Origin of the sequence: Formosa sp. L2A11, from assembly GCF_009796865.1 — a bacterium.
Lineage (GTDB): Bacteria > Bacteroidota > Bacteroidia > Flavobacteriales > Flavobacteriaceae > Formosa.
In genome coordinates, this window is record NZ_CP047028.1 from 2,481,308 (window position 1) to 2,502,010 (window position 20,703).

Annotated in this window: 21 protein-coding genes; 8 read left to right on the plus strand and 13 right to left on the minus strand. The window is 32.0% G+C overall.

Features of this window, described 5'->3' with window-relative positions:
• Positions 1–22: 22 nt before the first annotated feature.
• On the minus strand, positions 23–262 hold the full coding sequence (locus GQR95_RS10745; protein WP_159023156.1) for a macro domain-containing protein: 240 nt from the start codon (positions 260–262) through the stop codon (positions 23–25).
• A 42-nt stretch (positions 263–304) separates the two neighbouring features.
• Positions 305–952, minus strand: coding sequence for a DUF937 domain-containing protein (locus GQR95_RS10750; RefSeq protein WP_159023157.1), 648 nt, complete (start codon positions 950–952; stop codon positions 305–307).
• 181 nt (positions 953–1,133) lie between these two features.
• On the opposite strand from GQR95_RS10750, the gene kdsB reads away from it, so the two are divergent.
• From kdsB to GQR95_RS10770, 4 genes are read left to right on the plus strand one after another with little or no spacing between them, the layout of a single operon-like run.
• On the plus strand, positions 1,134–1,862 hold the full coding sequence (gene kdsB / locus GQR95_RS10755) for a 3-deoxy-manno-octulosonate cytidylyltransferase (protein WP_159023158.1): 729 nt from the start codon (positions 1,134–1,136) through the stop codon (positions 1,860–1,862).
• Positions 1,853–2,557 carry an HAD family hydrolase gene (locus GQR95_RS10760; RefSeq protein WP_159023159.1) on the plus strand — a complete coding sequence of 235 codons (705 nt, stop codon included), beginning with the start codon at positions 1,853–1,855 and terminating at the stop codon, positions 2,555–2,557. Before kdsB ends, GQR95_RS10760 begins: the two co-directional genes overlap by 10 nt.
• 30 nt (positions 2,558–2,587) lie before the next feature.
• Positions 2,588–3,670: an iron-containing alcohol dehydrogenase family protein gene (locus GQR95_RS10765; protein WP_199269584.1), complete on the plus strand. Its 1,083-nt coding sequence runs from the start codon at positions 2,588–2,590 to the stop codon at positions 3,668–3,670.
• Positions 3,671–3,694: 24 nt separating this feature from the next.
• Positions 3,695–4,246, plus strand: a complete 552-nt coding sequence (locus GQR95_RS10770; RefSeq protein ID WP_159024287.1) for a 1-acyl-sn-glycerol-3-phosphate acyltransferase — start codon at positions 3,695–3,697, stop codon at positions 4,244–4,246.
• Here the strand turns inward: GQR95_RS10770 and GQR95_RS10775 are convergent.
• The 9 genes from GQR95_RS10775 to thrA form a co-directional block, all read right to left on the minus strand.
• A complete protein-coding gene (locus GQR95_RS10775; protein WP_159023160.1) occupies positions 4,243–4,569 on the minus strand; it encodes a multidrug efflux SMR transporter in 327 nt (108 codons plus the stop codon). The genes GQR95_RS10770 and GQR95_RS10775 overlap by 4 nt on opposite strands.
• Before the next feature lie 59 nt (positions 4,570–4,628).
• Entirely contained in the window at positions 4,629–5,411 is a 783-nt protein-coding gene (locus tag GQR95_RS10780) for a DUF3050 domain-containing protein (RefSeq protein ID WP_159023161.1), read from the minus strand.
• 168 nt (positions 5,412–5,579) lie between these two features.
• Positions 5,580–6,308, minus strand: a complete 729-nt coding sequence (locus GQR95_RS10785; RefSeq protein ID WP_159023162.1) for a YebC/PmpR family DNA-binding transcriptional regulator — start codon at positions 6,306–6,308, stop codon at positions 5,580–5,582.
• 73 nt (positions 6,309–6,381) lie between these two features.
• Positions 6,382–6,675, minus strand: a complete 294-nt coding sequence (locus tag GQR95_RS10790) for a 4a-hydroxytetrahydrobiopterin dehydratase (RefSeq protein WP_159023163.1) — start codon at positions 6,673–6,675, stop codon at positions 6,382–6,384.
• A 55-nt stretch (positions 6,676–6,730) separates the two neighbouring features.
• On the minus strand, positions 6,731–7,561 hold the full coding sequence (locus tag GQR95_RS10795) for a sugar nucleotide-binding protein (protein WP_159023164.1): 831 nt from the start codon (positions 7,559–7,561) through the stop codon (positions 6,731–6,733).
• Positions 7,562–7,594: 33 nt separating this feature from the next.
• A complete protein-coding gene (gcvT, locus tag GQR95_RS10800; protein ID WP_159023165.1) occupies positions 7,595–8,665 on the minus strand; it encodes a glycine cleavage system aminomethyltransferase GcvT in 1,071 nt (356 codons plus the stop codon).
• A gap of 222 nt (positions 8,666–8,887) precedes the next feature.
• Positions 8,888–10,186 carry a threonine synthase gene (gene thrC, locus GQR95_RS10805; protein ID WP_159023166.1) on the minus strand — a complete coding sequence of 433 codons (1,299 nt, stop codon included), beginning with the start codon at positions 10,184–10,186 and terminating at the stop codon, positions 8,888–8,890.
• Positions 10,187–10,233: 47 nt separating this feature from the next.
• Entirely contained in the window at positions 10,234–11,157 is a 924-nt protein-coding gene (locus tag GQR95_RS10810; RefSeq protein WP_159023167.1) for a homoserine kinase, read from the minus strand.
• A gap of 63 nt (positions 11,158–11,220) precedes the next feature.
• A complete protein-coding gene (gene thrA / locus GQR95_RS10815; RefSeq protein ID WP_159023168.1) occupies positions 11,221–13,668 on the minus strand; it encodes a bifunctional aspartate kinase/homoserine dehydrogenase I in 2,448 nt (815 codons plus the stop codon).
• A gap of 366 nt (positions 13,669–14,034) precedes the next feature.
• On the opposite strand from thrA, the gene GQR95_RS10820 reads away from it, so the two are divergent.
• Positions 14,035–15,582 (plus strand): NAD(P)H-hydrate dehydratase, encoded by a 1,548-nt coding sequence (locus tag GQR95_RS10820; protein ID WP_159023169.1) that lies wholly within the window; start codon positions 14,035–14,037, stop codon positions 15,580–15,582.
• A 76-nt stretch (positions 15,583–15,658) separates the two neighbouring features.
• Here GQR95_RS10820 and fumC read toward each other — a convergent pair whose 3' ends face one another.
• Positions 15,659–17,056 (minus strand): class II fumarate hydratase, encoded by a 1,398-nt coding sequence (gene fumC / locus GQR95_RS10825; protein ID WP_159023170.1) that lies wholly within the window; start codon positions 17,054–17,056, stop codon positions 15,659–15,661.
• A 175-nt stretch (positions 17,057–17,231) separates the two neighbouring features.
• Here fumC and GQR95_RS10830 point away from each other — a divergent pair, with 175 nt between their 5' ends.
• Together GQR95_RS10830 and GQR95_RS16615 are read left to right on the plus strand one after the other, a co-directional pair.
• Complete coding sequence (locus GQR95_RS10830) at positions 17,232–17,873, plus strand: peroxiredoxin (RefSeq protein ID WP_159023171.1); 642 nt, start codon at positions 17,232–17,234, stop codon at positions 17,871–17,873.
• Positions 17,874–17,967: 94 nt separating this feature from the next.
• A complete protein-coding gene (locus tag GQR95_RS16615) occupies positions 17,968–18,144 on the plus strand; it encodes a hypothetical protein (protein ID WP_199269585.1) in 177 nt (58 codons plus the stop codon).
• Positions 18,145–18,222: 78 nt separating this feature from the next.
• On the opposite strand, the gene GQR95_RS10835 is transcribed toward GQR95_RS16615, so the two are convergent.
• Positions 18,223–18,546: a YbaB/EbfC family nucleoid-associated protein gene (locus tag GQR95_RS10835; RefSeq protein ID WP_159023172.1), complete on the minus strand. Its 324-nt coding sequence runs from the start codon at positions 18,544–18,546 to the stop codon at positions 18,223–18,225.
• Between the two features lie 82 nt (positions 18,547–18,628).
• Here GQR95_RS10835 and GQR95_RS10840 point away from each other — a divergent pair, with 82 nt between their 5' ends.
• Positions 18,629–20,686 (plus strand): S9 family peptidase, encoded by a 2,058-nt coding sequence (locus GQR95_RS10840; RefSeq protein ID WP_159023173.1) that lies wholly within the window; start codon positions 18,629–18,631, stop codon positions 20,684–20,686.
• Positions 20,687–20,703 lie beyond the last annotated feature (17 nt).

Below are 20,703 nucleotides of genomic sequence, written 5' to 3' on the forward strand. Positions count from 1 at the left end.
CCTTTTTAATACTATTTTCGTTTTATTGTTTTAATAGCAATTTTAGCGGATTTATTTTAGAAAATTCATAAATCTCAGTACTTATATTTGGGAAAGCAATTGCTTCTATTTTATTGTCTTCAGTAATGTTTAAAGAAGTTATGTAACACGATTTAAGCATTTCGTCTTCGTTAGAGTTTCCTTCATTCCATCGTGAGCCAACTGTATAAATTACGTGGTTTGAAGGTGAATTTCCTGTATTAATAAGACATAAAAAAGCCAAGCTGTGAAAGCTTGGCTATAAAACTATATTATTAAAAGTGTTTTATTTCATTAGATTTCCTAACATGCCAGTAATTCCGCCTCCATTAGAGTCCGATTTGTTTCCGTCTAAAAACATTCCAGCAACATCATCTACAATACTACCATCTCCATCGGCATCTAACATAGATTCTAAAAAGCTTTGTTCTCCACTTGCAGAATTTCCTTGAACTAATCCGCCTAACATACTTCCTAAATCACTAGAACTAGAAACATTGTTTTCACGTTGTTGTTTTCCTAAGTATCCCATTAATAAAGGTGTTGCCATTTTTAATATTTGAGATACAGAACTTGCGTCTATTCCTGATTTCTGACTTAAAGCGAGTTCAATATTTTGTTGTTTTTTACCTAATACATGATTTAAAATGTTTCCACCATCATTAACTTCACTTTCATCTACACCTCCATTAAAGAAACCATCTAAGTTGTCTAAAATACTACCATCGTGTTTTCCACTATTAAGAGCATTTAACAACCCATCTGCACCTTCAGGAGAAGCTTGTGCATTTCTAGTCATTGCTTGTGTAAGTAACGGTAAAGCCATTGTAAGTAGGCTACTTGTTTTGCTTGTGTCTTGTCCTGTTTGTCCTGCAAGTCCGCTTACAACACTTTTTCCTAAGTCACTATTTAATAAATCTAATATACCAGACATATTTGTTTTTATTTTAAATTAAAATATCAAGATACAAAAAAAATAAAATAGGTGTTAGAAAGTATGTAATATATTTAAAAACGTTCTTTCTACAGATTTTCAATCTTATAAAAATATTACTAAGTACGAACCTAAATTCTATTTTAAAACCTTATTTTTGGGCTATATTTAGTTTTAGTATATGAAGATAATTTCAATGATTCCTGCGCGTTATAGCGCATCTCGTTTTCCTGGAAAATTAATGCAAGACTTAGGAGGTAAAACAGTAATTCTACGCACTTACGAAGCGACTGTGGCAACCCAATTGTTTGATGATGTTATTGTGGTTACAGATAGTGATATTATTTATAAAGAGATTGTAAATAATGGAGGTAAAGCCATGATGAGTATTAAAGAACATGAATGTGGAAGCGATAGAATAGCAGAAGCAGTAGAGTCTTTAGATGTAGACATTGTAGTAAATGTTCAAGGAGACGAGCCTTTTACCGATGTAGAATCTTTAGGAAAATTAATAGACGTGTTTAGAAGTGATGCTGAAAAACAGATTGATTTGGCGTCATTAATGGTGCATATCACAGAAGAAGACGAGATTAACAATCCGAATACCGTAAAAGTTATTGTCGATAATTTTAACTTTGCATTATACTTTTCTAGAAGCCCGATTCCTTATCCTCGAGATAAAACTATCGATGTAAAATACTTCAAACATAAAGGGGTTTATGCGTTTAGAAAAGATGCTATTTTAGACTTTTATAAGTTGCCAATGAAACCATTAGAAGCTTCAGAAAAAATTGAATGCATTCGCTATTTAGAATATGGGAAACGTATAAAAATGGTTGAAACAGATGTACAAGGTGTAGAAATAGACACACCAGAAGATCTAGAACGAGCTAAGAAATTATGGAAATAGATTACAGTAACATTAAAGTTATTGGTTTTGATGCAGATGATACGCTTTGGGTTAATGAAACTTATTTTAGAGATACCGAAGTAGAATTTGGTAAATTATTATCGCAGTTTGAAACTATAAATAAGATTGATCAGGAGTTGTTTAAAATGGAGCTTAAAAACCTACCTATTTATGGTTATGGAATTAAAGGTTTTGTTTTATCTATGGTTGAAATGGCTTTAGAATTATCTAATAATACAGTCTCTAACACCACTATAAAAGCTATTTTAGATCTTGGTAAAGATATGATTAATAAACCTGTAGAGTTGTTAGATGGTGTAGAACTTGTTTTAAAAACACTCTCAGAAAAATACCGTTTAATTGTGGTTACTAAGGGCGATTTATTAGATCAAGAACGCAAATTAAAACAATCCGGATTATTAGATTATTTTCATCATATAGAGGTAGTTAGTGATAAAAAAGAAGCTAATTATTTAAACTTATTGAATCATTTAAATATAGATCCGACTCAATTTTTAATGGTAGGAAATTCATTAAAATCAGATATTTTACCATTAATAAACATAAAAGCAAAAGCCATTCATGTTCCATTTCATACCACTTGGGTACATGAACAGGTTTCAGAACAAGACTTAAAAGGTAAAGCCTACAATACTGTGAATGAATTAACCAATATTTTACAGTTTTTCAAATAAATTATTACATACGTTATTATCCAAAATACAATGAATTTTAAGAATTTTCCGATGGTGTCCAAAGTTGTATTTGGACGAGGTAGTTTTAATCAATTAGAAGAAATATTACTTCTTAAACGCTTAAATGTAAATGCTCCATTTATATTTTTAGTAGATGAAGTGTTTCAAGGGAATGATAAAATTACTTCAAGAATACCGTTATCTTATGAAGATGAAATTATTTTTATTTCAGCTGAAGAAGAACCTAAAACAAAACAAGTAGATGCTTTAGTAGAGCATATTATATTAAAGTACAAAGACAGACCTTCTGGAATTATTGGTATTGGTGGAGGTACGCTATTAGACTTATCTAAAGCGGTAGCTATAATGCTAACCAATAAAGGAGAAACTAGTGATTATCAAGGTTGGGATTTAGTAAAAAACCCAGCTATTTATCACGTAGGTATTCCAACTATATCAGGGACTGGGGCAGAAGTTTCAAGAACAACAGTATTAACTGGACCAGAAAAAAAATTAGGAATAAACTCTGATTATACACCGTTTGATCAGGTTCTTTTAGATCCTGAATTAATTGAAGATGTACCCACACAACAGTGGTTTTATACAGGTATGGATTGTTATATTCATTGTATTGAATCGTTAACAGGGACGTATTTAAATGCTTTTAGCCAGAGTTATGGCGAAAAAGCGCTTGAGTTATGTAAAGAGATTTTCTTGAATGACGATTTAAGTAAAAAAGAATCGCAAGACAAATTAATGATGGCATCTTGGCATGGTGGTATGAGTATTGCATATTCACAAGTAGGAGTAGCTCATGCTATGAGTTATGGTTTATCTTATTTATTAGGCACAAAACATGGCGTAGGGAATTGTATTGTTTTCGATCATTTAGAAGAGTTTTATCCAGAAGGAGTAAAGTTGTTTAAAGAAATGAAAGCTAAACATAATATAAAATTACCTCAAGGGCTTTGTAAAGATTTAAGCGATAAAGATTTTGAAATGATGATAGATGTTGCCTTAGGAATGGTTCCTCTTTGGGAAAATGCACTAGGTAATAATTGGCATAAAACCATGACTAGAGAAAAGTTACGTGCTATGTACGAATTAATGTAGTTGAATAATAAAAAGATGTTTATGATGAAATCGCTGTATAAGTTTATATATTTTAAACTGATGAAATGGAAACTTATAGGTGATTTCCCTTCCGATTTAAAAAAGTATATAGTAATTGCTGTGCCTCACACCAGTTGGCACGATTTTTATATTGGTTTACTTTTAAGGAAAATTAAGGAAACACCTATAAATTTTGTTGGTAAAAAGGAGTTGTTTAAAGGCCCTCTAGGATGGTATTTAAAACAAGTTGGTGGTGTAGAATTAGATAGAACACCAGGACAGAATAAAGTAGAGTCTATTGCAAAATTGTTTGAAACTCGAGATGAATTCCGTTTAAATATAGCTCCAGAAGGAACACGTAAAAAAGTAGATAAATGGAAAACAGGATTTTATTATATCGCTAAAGCAGCTAATGTACCTATTGTTATGATTACGTTCGATTTTGGTAAAAAGCAAAATATAATTTCTGAACCATTTTATCCAACAGACGATATGGAAGCCGATTTTATATTTATGCATGCCTTTTTTAAAGACGTTGTAGGAAAAATTCCAGAGTATAGTTTTAAGAAAGATTAATGAGAAACAAACTTTAGTCCGATAATAGACATAATGAGGGTTGAAATGAAAAATACACGCCAAAAATCGGCAGGTTCTTTAAATATAAATATACCAACTAAAACGGTTCCAACAGCACCAACACCGGTCCAAACACTATAAGCAGTTCCTATTGGTAAAGTTTCTGTAGCTTTTACTAATAGGATCATGCTAAAGGTTAAACAAATTAAAAATCCAATATACCAATAAGTAGCAATTTGTCCTTCGGCATATTTTGCTTTACCTAGACAGGTTGCAAAACCAACTTCAAACAAACCCGCAATTATTAATAGAATCCAATTCAAAGTCTCTTATTCGATTTAGTATATATATGTTGTTTAAATTAAAGTGTATATGTCTTAATTTAAGCTTCTTTTTCTTTATTTGTAATAATAATATCGTAAATATTATCCCAAAGTATGGTACGATGCTTTAATGCTTCTTTAGCAACAGTTAAAACGCCATCCCATTTTTCAGTATCATTGCCGCACAATTCATTTAACATTTTATAAGATAATGCACGCTGATCTTCTTGCTTTAAGAATAAATATCTGTTTAATAAATAAGTAAGCTTAGTACAAGGTGTTTTATCTGTTTCTATGTTACTCACTACATTTAGTACTTTTTCAGAAATAATATCTTCTCTTCCAAAAATAAATACAGAAGCCATCAGGTGTGGTTGTTCTGTTTCAATAATATTGAATGTAAATTCAATAAAATCTTTTATAAATTCTGGTATATATACCAAATTAGAAGCTTTAGAAACGTCAATACCATTTTCTATAAGCTCTGTAAAAGTATTTATAAGTGTTGTGCTTGCTCCAATTTGCTCCATACAATCGATGTACATCTCGAAATGGCTTCTAATTTGACCTAATTCGTTAACATCGCTTTCTTCAGCAGCAACAATTTCATTTATGAATTTAAAAATTTCAGGATTTTTATTAGGAACCCAAGGCAATTTATAAGTTACAAACTGTAACTGTAATGTTTTAAGTAACGACATAAAATCCCAAGTGGTATACACATGGTTTTCCATAAAGAGTTTTACATCTTCAGTAGTTTTAAGTACGTTATATAATTTATGATGACGAAGATCGTGTTGTAAAGGCGATAATTCGGATTCTATACGCTTAATGTAAGGCATACGGTAGTTAGATAAATGAATAATTTTTAAAGTGGGCAAATTTACAAAACCGTTCTCACTTATTTATACGATTAAATCCTTTATTCGTTTTCAGTATAAATAATAAAGATAAATTGAATAAAAAAGAGGACAGTGAGTCCTCTTTTTTAGTATATAAATTTAAGGTGTTTATTCTTCTTCTTCAGAAGATTCCTTCATGGTGTGATATACATTTTGTACATCATCATCTTCTTCAATTTTTTCTAAAAGTTTATCAACATCAGCAGCGTCTTCTGCAGATAATTCTTTTGTTACCTGAGGAATACGTTCAAACCCAGAAGATAAAATTTCAATGCCTTTACTTTCTAATTCAGACTGAATGGCTCCAAAGCTTTCAAAAGGCGCGTAGATTAAAATATCATCTTCGTCTGCAAAGACTTCTTCTGCACCAGCATCAATCAATTCTAATTCTAATTCTTCTGGATCTAAGCCTTCACCAGAAATTTTAAAGTTACATGTGTGGTCAAACATAAATACTACAGAACCAGAAGTTCCTAAGCTTCCATCACATTTATTAAAGTAACTACGTACGTTTGCAACGGTACGTGTGTTGTTATCTGTAGCAGTTTCAACTAAAATAGCAATACCATGGGGAGCGTAACCTTCAAAAAGCACTTCTTTGTAGTCTCCTAAACTTTTGTCGCTTGCGCGTTTAATGGCACGTTCTACATTGTCTTTAGGCATATTTACAGATTTAGCATTCTGTATAACGGCTCTTAACCTAGAGTTGCTATCAGGATCAGGACCACCTTCTTTTACAGCCATTACAATGTCTTTACCAATACGAGTAAAAGCTTTACTCATGGCAGACCAACGTTTCATTTTGCGTGCTTTACGAAATTCAAAAGCTCTTCCCATTTCTTATGTGTATTTTAATTTTGTATTAATTAGTTGGCTGCAAATTTAAAAAAAATATACCAACTGTGTTTAGTTAATCTTCATCAGGTTCTACAATAGATTCTATAGCTTCTGCTAATTTAAAATCTTTGTCTGTTACACCGTTATCACTATGTGTAGTTAGTGCAATTGTAAGTACATTATAAACATTTGTCCATTCTGGATGGTGGTTTAATGCTTCGCATTCAAAAGCAATTCTGCTCATGGCACTAAAACAATCTTTAAAATTTTCAAATTCAAATTCGGCATGTAATGCGTTTTCATAATATTCCCATTCTGGAAATTGTAATAAACGATTTTCAATATCGTGTTCGGTTAATTTACTCATAATAAATTGATTTTTTTCTGCTATTAAAAATAGTGATTTTTAGTCTGAAAATCAATTACACCTCTAATTCTGTTAAAATTTGTTTACTTAAAACATGTAAATGTTTAGGTAATAGATTTTCCTTTGGTAAAACAGCTAAATATCTATCGTTATTGGTGGTATATACTTGTTTAAAAATAGGATTGTAAAGGCCTATAGATGATATGATTTCTTGAGTAAATTCGTTATGATATACTAAATCGGTACTTCCTAAATGAAAAATTCCATATTTATTCCTGTTTATTAAATAATGAACTTGTTGTGTAATTTTAGAATCTGTAGTTACATTCATTATTAAATTAGGAAACAGCTCTATTTGTGTTTTTTCGTGTAAATGTTGTTTAATTTCTTTTATTCGGGGCGAATGTGCTCCAAAAACCATTGGCAGTCTTAAAATAGCGATTTGTTGTTTAGGCAAACGCATGAGCATATTTTCAATTTTAATTTTGAAATGCCCATAAATACTGTGGCTTAATGTTTTGTCTAATTCGTAACTAGGAAACTGACTATAAGCATCGAAAACATTTGCCGAAGACATAAAAAAGAGTCTCGCGTTAGTGGCTAAAATATATTCTGCTAAATGATTGTGAGCAATAACTTGAGCAGAAAAGTCGCCACGTAAAGCCGAAATAATTATAGTTGGACGAATGGCTTCTAGAATTTCGAAAACATCGTCTTCTTCAACATTATACTGAAAAAAATGCTTGTTGTCTTCAAATTCACGTCGTGCAGTATTGAAGGTTCCAAACGTATTAAAATAGGAGCAAAGCTCTTTATAAATAGCATTACCTATAAAGCCGCTTGCTCCTAAAATTAAGATTCTATGTTTACTTCTGCTCTCGCTCATTATATCTGATTCCTGAGAAGTTTTGTTCTCTTATTATCCTTTGTAAAATGGTAATTTAACCACTGTTGCTGGAATTGCTTTTTTTCGAATTTGAATGTTTACTTTTCCATCTACGGCAGCAAATTCTTTTGGTACATAACCTAATCCTATTCCAATTCCTAAAGACGGAGACATGGTTCCAGAGGTTACAACTCCAATTTTATTTCCGTCAGCATCAACAATATCGTAACCGTGACGCGGAATACCACGTTCGTCTAAAGTAAAAGCAACTAATTTATTTTTTAAACCTGCTGTTTTTTGTGCTAATAAAGCTTCAGAATTTGTAAACTCTTTGGTAAATTTTGTAACCCAACCTAAACCAGCTTCTAGAGGCGATGTGGTATCGTCTATATCGTTTCCGTATAAGCAATAGCCCATTTCTAAACGCAAGGTGTCACGTGCAGCCAATCCGATTGGTTTTGCTCCAGCTTCTACAACTTTATCCCAAATTTGTTTCGCTTCTTCGTTTTTACAATAAATTTCGAATCCGCCGCTTCCTGTATATCCAGTTGCCGAAATGATTACATTATCAATACCTGCAAAATCACCTATTTCAAAACTATAAAATTTAATAGCAGAAAGATCATGACTTGTTAAAGGTTGCATGGCTTCAATAGCTTTAGGACCTTGTATGGCTAAAAGTGAGTAGCCTTCGCTTAAATCGCGCATGTCTGCACCTACATCGTTTTTAGACGAAATCCAATTCCAATCCTTTTCAATATTACTAGCATTAACAACTAATAAATACGTTTCTTCTTTGATTTTGTAAATGATTAAATCATCTACAACACCACCATTATCGTTAGGTAAATAACTGTATTGCGCTTTTCCAATAGTTAGTTTTGTAGCATCGTTACTACTTACTTTTTGAATAAGAGCTAAGGCATTTGGACCTTCAATTAAGAATTCTCCCATATGACTTACATCAAACACACCAACAGATGTTCTAACTGTTTCGTGTTCTATATTTACACCATCGTACTGAACAGGCATATTGTAACCTGCAAAAGGAACCATTTTAGCACCAAGGTCTTCGTGAGTTGTTGTTAAAGCTGTATTTTTCATCTAGTTTATATTGAATGTGGCGCAAAAATAGATAATTTATTCTGTTTAGAAGTAACAGGACTTTATAAAATAAGGTTAAATAGAAGCACTGTAAATTTTAGATTTATATGATGATAGTTTTGGATTTTAATATTTTAAATGAAATAATGATTATTAAAAACCAAAAAGGTCATAAATATTAATTTATGACCTTTTTTTATATAATTCTTAACTTTACAGGTGTTAACGATTAAGTAAATATGATTTTAAATCTTCGTATGTACTTGTCTTAATAGACTTCTTCTTTTTATCCATTACAGCTAAAACCTGAGACGGAAGCTCTATATTTTCTCTAATAACTTCGCCTACAACATCTAAAAATTTAGTTGGGTGTGCTGTTTCTAAACATACACAATGAACATCTGGATGTGTTTCAATATATTTTTTAGCTCCTAAATAACCTACAGCACCATGCGGATCTGCAACATAACTATAGTTGTTATAAATGTCTTTCATCGCTACTTTAGTTTCTTCGTCTGTAAAACTGTAAGACGATAGATTTTCTTTTAAAAGATTGAAATCGTTTTTATAGATTTCTTGAATTCTAACAAAGTTACTTGGGTTACCAACATCCATAGCGTTAGATATGGTTTGTACCGATGGTTTAACATCGTAATTTTCAGATTCTAGGTATCTTGTTACTACATTATTTTCGTTGTTAGAAGCGATATAATGTTTAATAGGTAAACCTAATTGTTGCGCCATCATTCCGGCACAAATGTTTCCGAAGTTTCCGCTAGGAATAGAAAATACTAAATTATCGTATTTGTTATGAAGGGCTTTATAAGCAAACATAAAATAGAATAACTGAGGTAACCAACGTGCAACATTTATAGAGTTTGCAGAGGTTAACTTCATGTTATCGGTTAATTCTGTATCTAAAAAGGCTTGTTTTACCATATCCTGGCAATCATCAAACGTACCATCGACTTCTAAAGCAGTAATGTTCTTCTTTAATGTTGTTAATTGTTTTTCTTGTATATCGCTTACTTTTCCGCTAGGGTAAAGAATAACAACTTTTACACCTTCTACACCTAAAAAACCATTTGCAACAGCACCTCCTGTATCTCCAGAAGTGGCTACTAAAACAGTAACATCTTGTTTTTTATCTTTTTTAGAAAAATGACTTAAACAACGTGCCATAAAACGTGCACCTACATCTTTAAATGCCATGGTTGGACCATGAAACAATTCTAAAAATGAAATGTTTTTATTTAGTTCTACAACCGGAAAATCGAAAGCTAAAGTGTCTTCAACAATTGTTTTTAAATCTGCTTCAGGAATTTCTGGAGACACAAATTGTTTAATCGCCTCGAAAGCTATTTCAGAATGAGATAAATTATCAATATTCTTGAAAAAGGATTCTGGTAAAGGCGTTATTGTTTCCGGGAAATATAACCCTCGGTCAGGAGCAAGTCCTCTAATTACAGCATCCTTGAACGTTGTATTTGGGGCTTTTTTGTTTAAACTAAAATAATTCATAGCAGTTTGTTTTGGTTTTTGTCTAAGCTTTTTCTTTTTTATTTGTATTACTTCAGGATTTTCATGCCTTCAGCATTAATTTTCGACACATACGTATCGAATTCTATATCACTTTCTGCATATACTTTTCTAATGGCTTGCTCTACTTTTTTGGCTGAATCGATACCCTCGCAAAGAGAGAAAATAGAAGGCCCTGATCCTGAAATACCACAACCTAATGCACCTGCTGCTTTTGCTGCCGCTTTTACATCTTGGTATAATGGAATAAGTTTACTTCTGTGAGGCTCTACAATAGCATCGTGAAGTGAGCGTTCAATTAATCCGTAATTACTCGTATGCAATCCGTGAATTAGGCTCCCTACATTTGCCCATTGTGAAATAGCATCTTTTAAAGGTACTTCTTTAGGTAAAATAGCACGCGCTTCAGAGGTTTTAATTTCTATTTGCGGATGAATAATTGTTGCGTATAAATTATTTGGCGTTGGAATTTCTAGAATTTCTAACGGAGATACACTTTTAACAAGTGTAAAGCCTCCAAATAGGGCAGGAGCAATATTATCTGCATGTTCACTTTGGCTCGCTAAGGCTTCACCTTTCATAGCAAAGTAAGACAACTCGGTATTGTTATAAGGAGATCCTAATAAAACATTCATTCCGTAAACGCTACCAGCAGCACTCGCAGAACTACTACCAACACCACTTCCTGGTTTAATTTTTTTATAAATTTCTATTTCAAAACCAAAATCAGGTTTAGCAGCTTCGTACATAGCTAAAGCAGAAACTCCAGCAACATTCTTTTCTGCTTCATAAGGTAAATCGTAACCTTCAATTTTAGTAATAAAAATACCTTTTTTGTCAGTTTTACGTATTACCATTTCATCACCAGCACTATCTAGGCAAAAACCTAAGACATCAAATCCGCAAGACACATTTGCAACAGTAGCAGGAGAAAATATTCTTATTTCGTTCATAAGTTCTAAAGCGACAACTTTAATAGGTTTTTAAGGTAAAAAAGTTGTCTTTATTAGTTTAAATTAGTTGTTTCCTACACGTATAATATCTGCAAATAAACCAGAAGCAGTAACATCTGCACCAGCTCCAGCACCTTTAATAATCATAGGTTGTTCTGGGTAGCGTTGTGTGTAAAACATAACAATATTGTCTTTTCCTTCTAAATTATAGAATGGGTGTCCTTCAGGAATTTCTTTTAATCCAACTTTTGCTTTACCGTCGTTAAATTCGGCTACGTATTTTAACTGACTATTATTTGCTTTTGCTGAAGCATATAATGCTTGATAATGATCTTCGTCTGCGATTAAAGTGTCGTAAAAATCTGGAACAGTATCACTCTTAATTCCAGAAGCAGATAAGAATGGTGTGTTGTGTATGTCTTCTAAATCCATTTCAGTACCGCTTTCTCTGGCAAGAATTAAGATTTTTCTAGCAACATCTACACCACTTAAATCAATTCTAGGATCTGGTTCTGTGTAGCCTTCTGCAGCAGCTTGTTTAACTACATCGTAAAACTTAGTAGTATCGTTAAAATTATTAAAAACAAAGTTTAAACTTCCTGATAATACCGCTTGTATAGAAGTTACTTTATCTCCAGAAGCAATTAAATTGTTTAAAGTATCAATTACCGGTAAACCAGCACCTACATTGGTTTCAAATAAATAAGGCGCGTTGTATTTAAACGATAATTGTTTTAATTCTTTATATTTTTCTAATTTACTAGAACATGCAATTTTGTTACACGCTACAACAGCAATACTCTGCTTTAAATACTTTGCATATAAATCTGCAACGTCTTTATTAGCTGTAACATCTACAAAAATACTGTTACGTAAATTTAATTTTTTAACAGACTCGTAAAAACCTTCTAAAGTAGCATCTTCACCATTAGTTTCTAACTGTTCTTTCCAGTTTTTTAATGATAAACCTTCTGTATCAAAAAGCATTTTTCTTGAATTAGATAGACCAGCAACACGAAGATTGATTTTTAGATTTTCTTTTAAGTATTTACGTTGTTGTTTAATTTGTTCAACCAAACGCTCACCAACATTACCAACACCTGTAATAAATACATTTAGTTGTTTAATGTTACCTTCAAAAAAGACTTCGTGTAAAATATTCAACGCTTTTTTCACATCTTTTTGAGAGATGATTGCTGAAATATTACGTTCTGAAGCACCTTGAGCAATGGCACGAATATTAATATTGTTTTTACCTAAAGCACTAAACATTTTACCGCTAATACCTTGGTGACTCTTCATACTATCACCAATAAGAGCGATAATAGAGAGGTCGTGTTCTACAAGAATAGGATCTATTTTCTTTAAAGAAATTTCATTTTCAAATTCTGTATCAATAGCAGCTTTTGCAGAAACAGCATCTTTTTCGTCTATACCAAAACAAATAGAGTGTTCTGAAGAGGCTTGTGTAATTAAAATTACATTTATTTTTTCTTGAGATAAGGTTTGGAATAAACGTCTAGAAAACCCAGGGATTCCAACCATTCCATTTCCTTGTAATGTTAATAAAGCAACATCACTAATGTTACTAATTCCTTTTGCTGTATTGTGTATGTTACTACTATCTTTAGAGATAATGGTTCCGACAGCATCCGGATCTAAAGTGTTTTTTATATGTATAGGAATTTGTAAACTTAATACCGGTTGCACTGTTGGCGGATATAATACTTTTGCACCAAAGTGAGATAATTCCATAGCTTCCTGATACGATAATTTGTTTATAGGAAGTGCTTGTTTTACTAATTTAGGATTTGCAGTGTACATACCGCTAACATCTGTCCATATTTCTAATTGATCGACTTCTAAAGCAGCAGCTACAATTGCCGCAGTAAAATCAGATCCGCCACGTCCTAAGGTTGTGATTTCTCCAGTAACCGATTTAGAAATAAATCCTGGAAGTATAGTAATATCGAAAGTACTTGTTTTAAAATACTCTTGAATATTTGCGTTTGTAATGCCGTAATTTACTTCTGCTTTAGTAAAGTTAGAATTTGTAGTAACTAATTCTTGACTGTTTTTACGTTCTGCATTGGCACCTTTACTTTTTAACGTTTCACCAATAATGTAAGACGATAATAACTCTCCATAACTTACTAGTTTATCAGACGTTTTAGGAGATAATTCGTTAATTAAATAAATACCATCTAAAAGGTTTTTTAAAGAGTCTAGTTTGGTTTCTACATATTGTATTACAGCCTCATTATTAGTAGGGATTAATTCCTTAATAATGTTTAAATGAATGTTTTTTATGTTTGTAAAAGCATTTTTGTAAGTACTGTTTTTAGACTGTGCTAATTGACCAGCATCTAGTAATTTGTCTGTAACTCCACCTACTGCAGAAACTACACATATAACTTTGTCTGTTTGAGCATATTTGGTTAAGATGGATACAACGTTAGTTATGTTTTTTGAGGACCCTACAGATGTTCCTCCGAATTTTAATACTTTCATTTTAAAGTAGATTGTATAAATTTAAATAGCTTATTGTTTTGTTGATATTGTAACATCATAATATTACAAATTCTGTGGACGGAAGATATATAATTAATTACCCCAAGGGGTAATACTGTTTGTAATTGAAGTAATAATAATAGCAATGCTACCAACGATTGTTGGTCTAGAAATAAAACGAGTTGTGTATTCTGTGTTTTGCATTTTTTACTACTAAGCTTCTCAAATGTATTACTTTTACTCTTATAAAAAAATGTATGATACGTTTTTACAGATTATTTACTGTTATGGATAAATCGTTTATTTAAAACCAATTTAAATCTATTTAACTGAATAATCTCTAATGAATTTTTTAAAAAAATAACCATGAAAATTTTTTCTAAAGAACAAATCTATGAAGGAGATAGATTAACTATAAAAAAACAAAATATAAGCTCTACCGATTTAATGGAACGTGCTGGTATAAGTTTGTTTAATTGGTTGAATTTACGCTTACAAGGAGCGCCTGTTCCCGTTTTAGTCTTTTGTGGTATAGGAAATAATGGAGGAGATGGTTTAGTGTTAGCACGGCATTTAGTTGCTCATGGATATAATGTAAAAACATTTATTGTAGATTTTAGTGATAAACGTTCTCCAGATTTTTTACAAAATTACGAACGCTTAAAAGAAACCACTACAGATTGGCCAGAGAGTATACATGCTGTAGATGATTTTCCTGAGATTACAAATAAAGATATTATTATAGATGCTGTTTTTGGTGTGGGGTTAAATAGACCAATATCAGACTGGGTAGTTGCTCTGTTTAAGCATTTTAAAACGGCTAATGCGTTAACTATTTCTGTAGATATTCCATCTGGATTATTTACAGATAGCATACCAAAGCATGAAGATCAGGTTGTGAAATCTAATTTTATTCTGAGCTTCCAGACGCCTAAATTGGTGTTTTTCTTGCCAGAAACTTCAAAATATATAGAACAGTGGGAAGCGTTGAATATTGATATAGATGCAGAGTATTTACAAAATACAGAAACAGAAGCTGAAATTCTAGGAAAGTTTGATGTGTTGCCTATGTATAAACAACGCGATAAATTTTCTCATAAAGGCACCTTTGGTCATAGTTTAATTATTGGCGGAAGTTATGGTAAAATAGGAGCAGTGCAATTGGCATGTCGATCTGCTTTGGTTGCAGGAGCGGGTTTGGTCACTGCATTTGTACCTAAATGTGGTTATATCCCTTTGCAAACCGCATTTCCAGAAGCAATGGTAATTACAGATGCGCATAAAAAAGTAATTACCAATATAGAATTTACAATTAAGCCAACGGTTGTTGGTTTAGGCGTAGGTATAGGGATTGATAAAAAAACGATACATGCTTTTGAAACGTTTTTAAAAACGAACACGATACCGTTAGTTATAGATGCCGATGGATTAAATATGCTGTCTGAAAATAAAGATTTATTGAAGTATTTAAAAGCAGATTCTATTTTAACGCCACACCCCAAAGAGTTAAAACGATTAATAGGTGCTTGGGAAGACGATTTTGATAAGCTACAGAAAACAAAAGCATTTGCTAAAAAGTATAATGTTTTAGTGCTTATAAAAGGTGCTAATTCTATAGCGGTATATAAAGATAAGCTTTATGTGAATTCTACAGGGAATCCAGGATTAGCTACTGGCGGAACAGGAGATGTGTTAACAGGAATTATAACAGGATTAGTATCTCAAGGATATGCTACACTAGAGGCTGCTTGTTTTGGAATGTATTTACATGGAAAATCTGCAGATATTGCTGTAGAAACGAAAGGGTATCAAAGTTTAATAGCATCGGATGTGATTTCGTATTTACCACAAGCCTATTTAGATTTGTTTGAACAGCCTGAAATGCCATTAGAAACACCTGCCCAGAAAGCTTAATAGTGTTTTTGTAGAAAAAATAAAAATCCCTTGAAGTTTAAATTTCAAGGGATTTTTAATATGATTTATAAAGGGATTATGATAAAGATCCGATCATGTCTTCTGGTTTAACCCATTCGTCATATTCTTCAGCAGTAACATATCCTAAATTAACTGCTTCTTCTTTAAGCGTCGTACCGTTTTTGTGAGCGGTGTTCGCAATTTCAGCAGATTTATAATATCCAATTTTTGTGTTTAATGCAGTTACAAGCATTAATGAATTGTTTAATAATTCATTAATTTTTGAATGATTAGGTTTAATACCTTGAGCACAGTGAATATCGAAACTTACACAAGCATCTCCTAATAATTGAGCAGACTGTAAGAAGTTTAAAGCCATAATTGGTTTAAACACATTAAGTTCGTATTGTCCTTGTGTTCCTGCAATAGAAATAGCAACATCGTTACCAATAACTTGAGCACAAACCATAGTTAAAGCTTCACATTGTGTAGGATTTACTTTTCCTGGCATAATAGAACTTCCTGGTTCGTTTGCTGGAATAATAATTTCTCCAATTCCACTACGTGGTCCAGAAGCCATCATTCTAACATCGTTAGCAATTTTATTTAAAGAGACGGCTAATTGTTTTAAAGCTCCATGAGTTTCTACAATAGCATCGTGAGCAGCTAGGGCTTCAAATTTGTTTTCAGCAGTAATAAAAGGAAGACCTGTAAATTTTGCAATAAATCCGGCAACATTTTCAGAGTATCCTTTAGGTGTATTTAAACCCGTACCAACAGCAGTTCCTCCTAAAGCTAATTCGCTCAAGTGTGGTAATGTGTTTTTTAAAGCTTTTAAGCCATGATCTAATTGAGAAGCATATCCTGAGAATTCTTGACCTAAAGTAAGCGGAGTTGCATCCATTAAGTGTGTACGTCCAATTTTAACGACACTTTTAAATTCTTCAGTCTTTTTTAGAAGAGTATCACGTAATTGTGTAACAGCAGGAATAGTTTGTTCTACTACTTTTTTATATGCAGCAATGTGCATTCCAGTAGGGAAGGTGTCGTTAGAAGATTGCGATTTGTTTACATCGTCGTTAGGCTGAATTGTTTTTTCGCCTTCTCCAATAACTTTACCAGCAAGTTGGTGAGCCCTGTTGGCAATAACTTCATTGGCATTCATGTTACTTTGTGTACCAGAACCTGTTTGCCAAACCACTAATGGGAATTGGTCGTCAAGCTTTCCTTCTAAAATTTCATCGCAAACTTTTGCAATTAAATCGCGTTTTTCTTTTGAAAGTACACCTAAGTCGTGGTTAGAATATGCTGCAGCTTTTTTTAAATATGCAAATCCATAAACAATCTCTATTGGCATCGATGCAGGAGCACCAATTTTAAAATTATTACGAGAACGTTCTGTTTGTGCACCCCAAAGTTTGTCTGCAGGCACTTTAACTTCGCCCATGGTGTCTTTTTCTATACGATAGTCCATTTTAATTATAGTTTTATGAGTAACAAATTTAACGATTTTGAACGTCATTTTAACACTTCTAGCATATATTTTTTATAACGTAAATTTAAGATAAACTTAAGATTGATTAGTTGAATATATTCTATAAATCTATTAATTTAGTAGGCATTAAAATAATCAATAAAATCAAAAAATTATGTCAACAATTAGATTAGGAGATGAAGCTCCAAATTTCACAGCAATATCAACAGAAGGAGATATTAATTTTCACGAATGGTTAGGGAATAGTTGGGGAATATTATTTTCTCACCCGGCAGATTATACGCCAGTTTGTACAACAGAGTTAGGTACAGTTGCAAAATATAAAGATGAATTTGATAAACGTAACGTTAAAGTTGTTGCTTTAAGTGTAGATGGTTTAGAATCTCATAAAGGGTGGATAAACGATATTAACGAAACTCAAAATACAACAGTTAATTTTCCTATTATAGCAGACGAAGATCGTAAAGTTTCAGAATTGTACGATATGATTCACCCAAATGAAAATAATAAATTAACAGTACGTTCTGTGTTTGTTATAGATCCAGACAAAAAAGTAAAACTAATTATTACATATCCTGCATCTACAGGTCGTAATTTCGATGAGCTTTTACGTGTTATAGATTCTCTTCAGTTAACAGCTTATAATAAGGTAGCTACGCCTGCAAACTGGAAAAACGGAGACGATTGTGTGGTGTCTCCAAGTATTGAATCTAAAGATATTCCTGCTATTTTTCCAAAAGGATATACAGAAATTAAGCCATATTTAAGAATGACACCACAACCAGATTTAAAATAATTTAAAATCTTTTAATAAAATATTAAATAGCTATTGTTTAAAAAAAGCATTTAATATATATTTGCCACTATTATAATATAGAAACACACCAATTATGTTCGAATTTGATCAATATTTAGGCTTTTTAGCATTTTTAACAATCTTAACTATAGGGTTTTGGTTATTGACATTTTTATTAACTTTTGTAGTTCCTTATTGGATTAGTGGAGCTTTAATAGAACATTTTAAAGAAGTTAGAGAAGAAAAGAAAGCAAAAAGAGAAGCACTTTAATTTTTACTTTTAAATACTATATATAAAAGGAAGCTACATTGTAGCTTCCTTTTTTTATTATAATTAAGTGTGTTTTTGTTATTTAAACATATCCATTCCTGGAATATTAGGCATGCCATCTTTAGCTACAGCAGCTAATTCGGCTTCATTTATAGCCGTTGCTTTTTCTATTGCTTTATTCAGCGTTAAAATTAAATAATCTTCTAGTTGCTCTTTGTCTTCAAGTAAAGACTCATCTACTTCAATAGATTTTATTTCTCTATTAGCAGTTAAAGTCACTTTTAATTTACCATCATTACTTTTCTCGTCAACTAAAACTGTATTTAATCGTTTCTTAGTGTCTTCAACTTTTTGTTGGGTTTCTTTTAATTTACCCATCATACCCATAAGGTCTCCAAACATATTTTTAATATTTTAAAATTCGATACAAAATTATTTAATTTTTATACTTTTGAGCGTTAATTTAAGAATAAATACAAAGCATTTGAAAAAAGATATATATCCACCAGTAGCAAAAAAAATACCAGAAAAATTAATTGCTCATAACGATGTGAGAATCGATAATTATTTTTGGTTGAATGATAGGGAAGATGAAGAGGTTATTTCTTACTTAAATGCAGAGAACGAGTATACCAAACAAAAAATGGCTCATACAGAGCAATTTCAGAAGGATTTGTTTGAAGAAATGAAGTCAAGAATTAAGGAAGACGACGAGTCTGTACCTTATAAACTTAACGGATATTGGTATATTACACGTTACGAAAAAGGTAAAGATTACCCTGTTTACACTAGAAAAAAAGAGTCGTTAGATGCAAAAGAAGAGATCCTTTTTGATTGTAATGAAATGGCTAAAGATCTCACTTACTTTAAACTTGGCGGTATTTCTATAAGTGAAGATAATAAATTAGCTGCCTTTTCTGTAGATACCGTAAGTAGAAGGCAATATACGCTTCAAGTAAAAAACCTGATTACAGGAGAAGTTTATGAAGACAAAATATTAAATACTACAGGAAGTGCAACTTGGGCTAACGATAATACAACCTTCTTTTACACAAGAAAAGATGAGGTTACATTGCGTTCAGACAAAGTGTACAAGCATAAATTACATGCTAATATAGAAGACGCAGAAGTGTTTCATGAAACAGACGAAACTTACAATACATTTGTATATAAAACAAAGTCTGATAAGTTTATTGTTATTGGTTCTTCAAGCACATTAACTTCAGAATATAGATTTGTAAATGCAGATACTCCAGACGAAGAATTTAAAATATTTCAAGAACGTATTCGCGAATTAGATTATGGTATTGCGCATTATAAAGATAGTTTCTATGTCATAACAAATGCAGATGGTGCAACAAATTTTAAACTTTTAAAAACAAGCGAAACACAAACAGGAAAAGAGTTTTGGAAAGAAGTTTTGCCGCATAGAAAAGATGTGCTTTTAGAAGATATTGAAATTTTTAAAGATTATTTAGTTGTTAGCGAGCGAGAAAACGGTTTAAATAATATTAGAATTATGAGCTGGGATGGGACAGAAGATTATTATTTGCCCTTTAACAGTGAAACTTACACTGCAAATACAGGTAATAATCCAGATTTTGATAGTGATTTTTTACGCTATAGCTATAATTCATTAACGACTCCAAGTTCTGTTATAGATTATAATTTTAAAACCAAAACCGAAATAGTTAGAAAAGAACAACAGGTTTTAGGCGATACTTTTAATAAGGACAATTACACTTCTAAACGTGTGTGGGCTACGGCTCGAGATGGCGTAAAAATTCCGGTCTCTTTAGTCTATAAAAAAGACTTAGAAATGAATGGAGAAAATCCGTTGTTACTCTATGCTTATGGTTCTTATGGGGCGACAATCGATCCGTATTTTTCTACCGTAAGATTAAGTCTTTTAGATCGCGGATTTATCTATGCAATTGCACATATTAGAGGAGGCGAATATTTAGGAAGAGATTGGTACGAAAACGGTAAATTATTAACAAAGCTTAATACATTTTACGATTTTATAGATTGTACTAAACATTTAATAAACGAAAAGTATACATCTACCAAACACATGTACGCTTATGGAGGTTCTGCTGGCGGATTGTTAATGGGAGCGATTATTAATATGAATCCAGAGTTGTATAATGGTGTACTTGCAGCAGTTCCTTTTGTAGATGTTGTAACGACTATGTTAGACGACACTATTCCTTTAACTACAGGAGAATATGACGAATGGGGAAACCCGAATGATGAGACGTATTATAACTATATGAAGTCTTATTCTCCATACGATAATGTAGAAGCAAAAGCATATCCAAATATGTTAGTCACTACAGGATTACACGATTCTCAGGTGCAATATTGGGAGCCTGCAAAATGGGTAGCAAAGTTAAGAGATGTTAAAATAGATTCTAATCTTTTGCTGTTTCAAACAGACATGGATGCAGGACATGCTGGAGCTTCAGGCCGATTTGAAAGTTTAAAAGAGGTCGCTTTAGAATACGCTTTTCTATTGGAATTAGAAGGAATTAGGTGTTAAATAAAAAAAAATGCTTA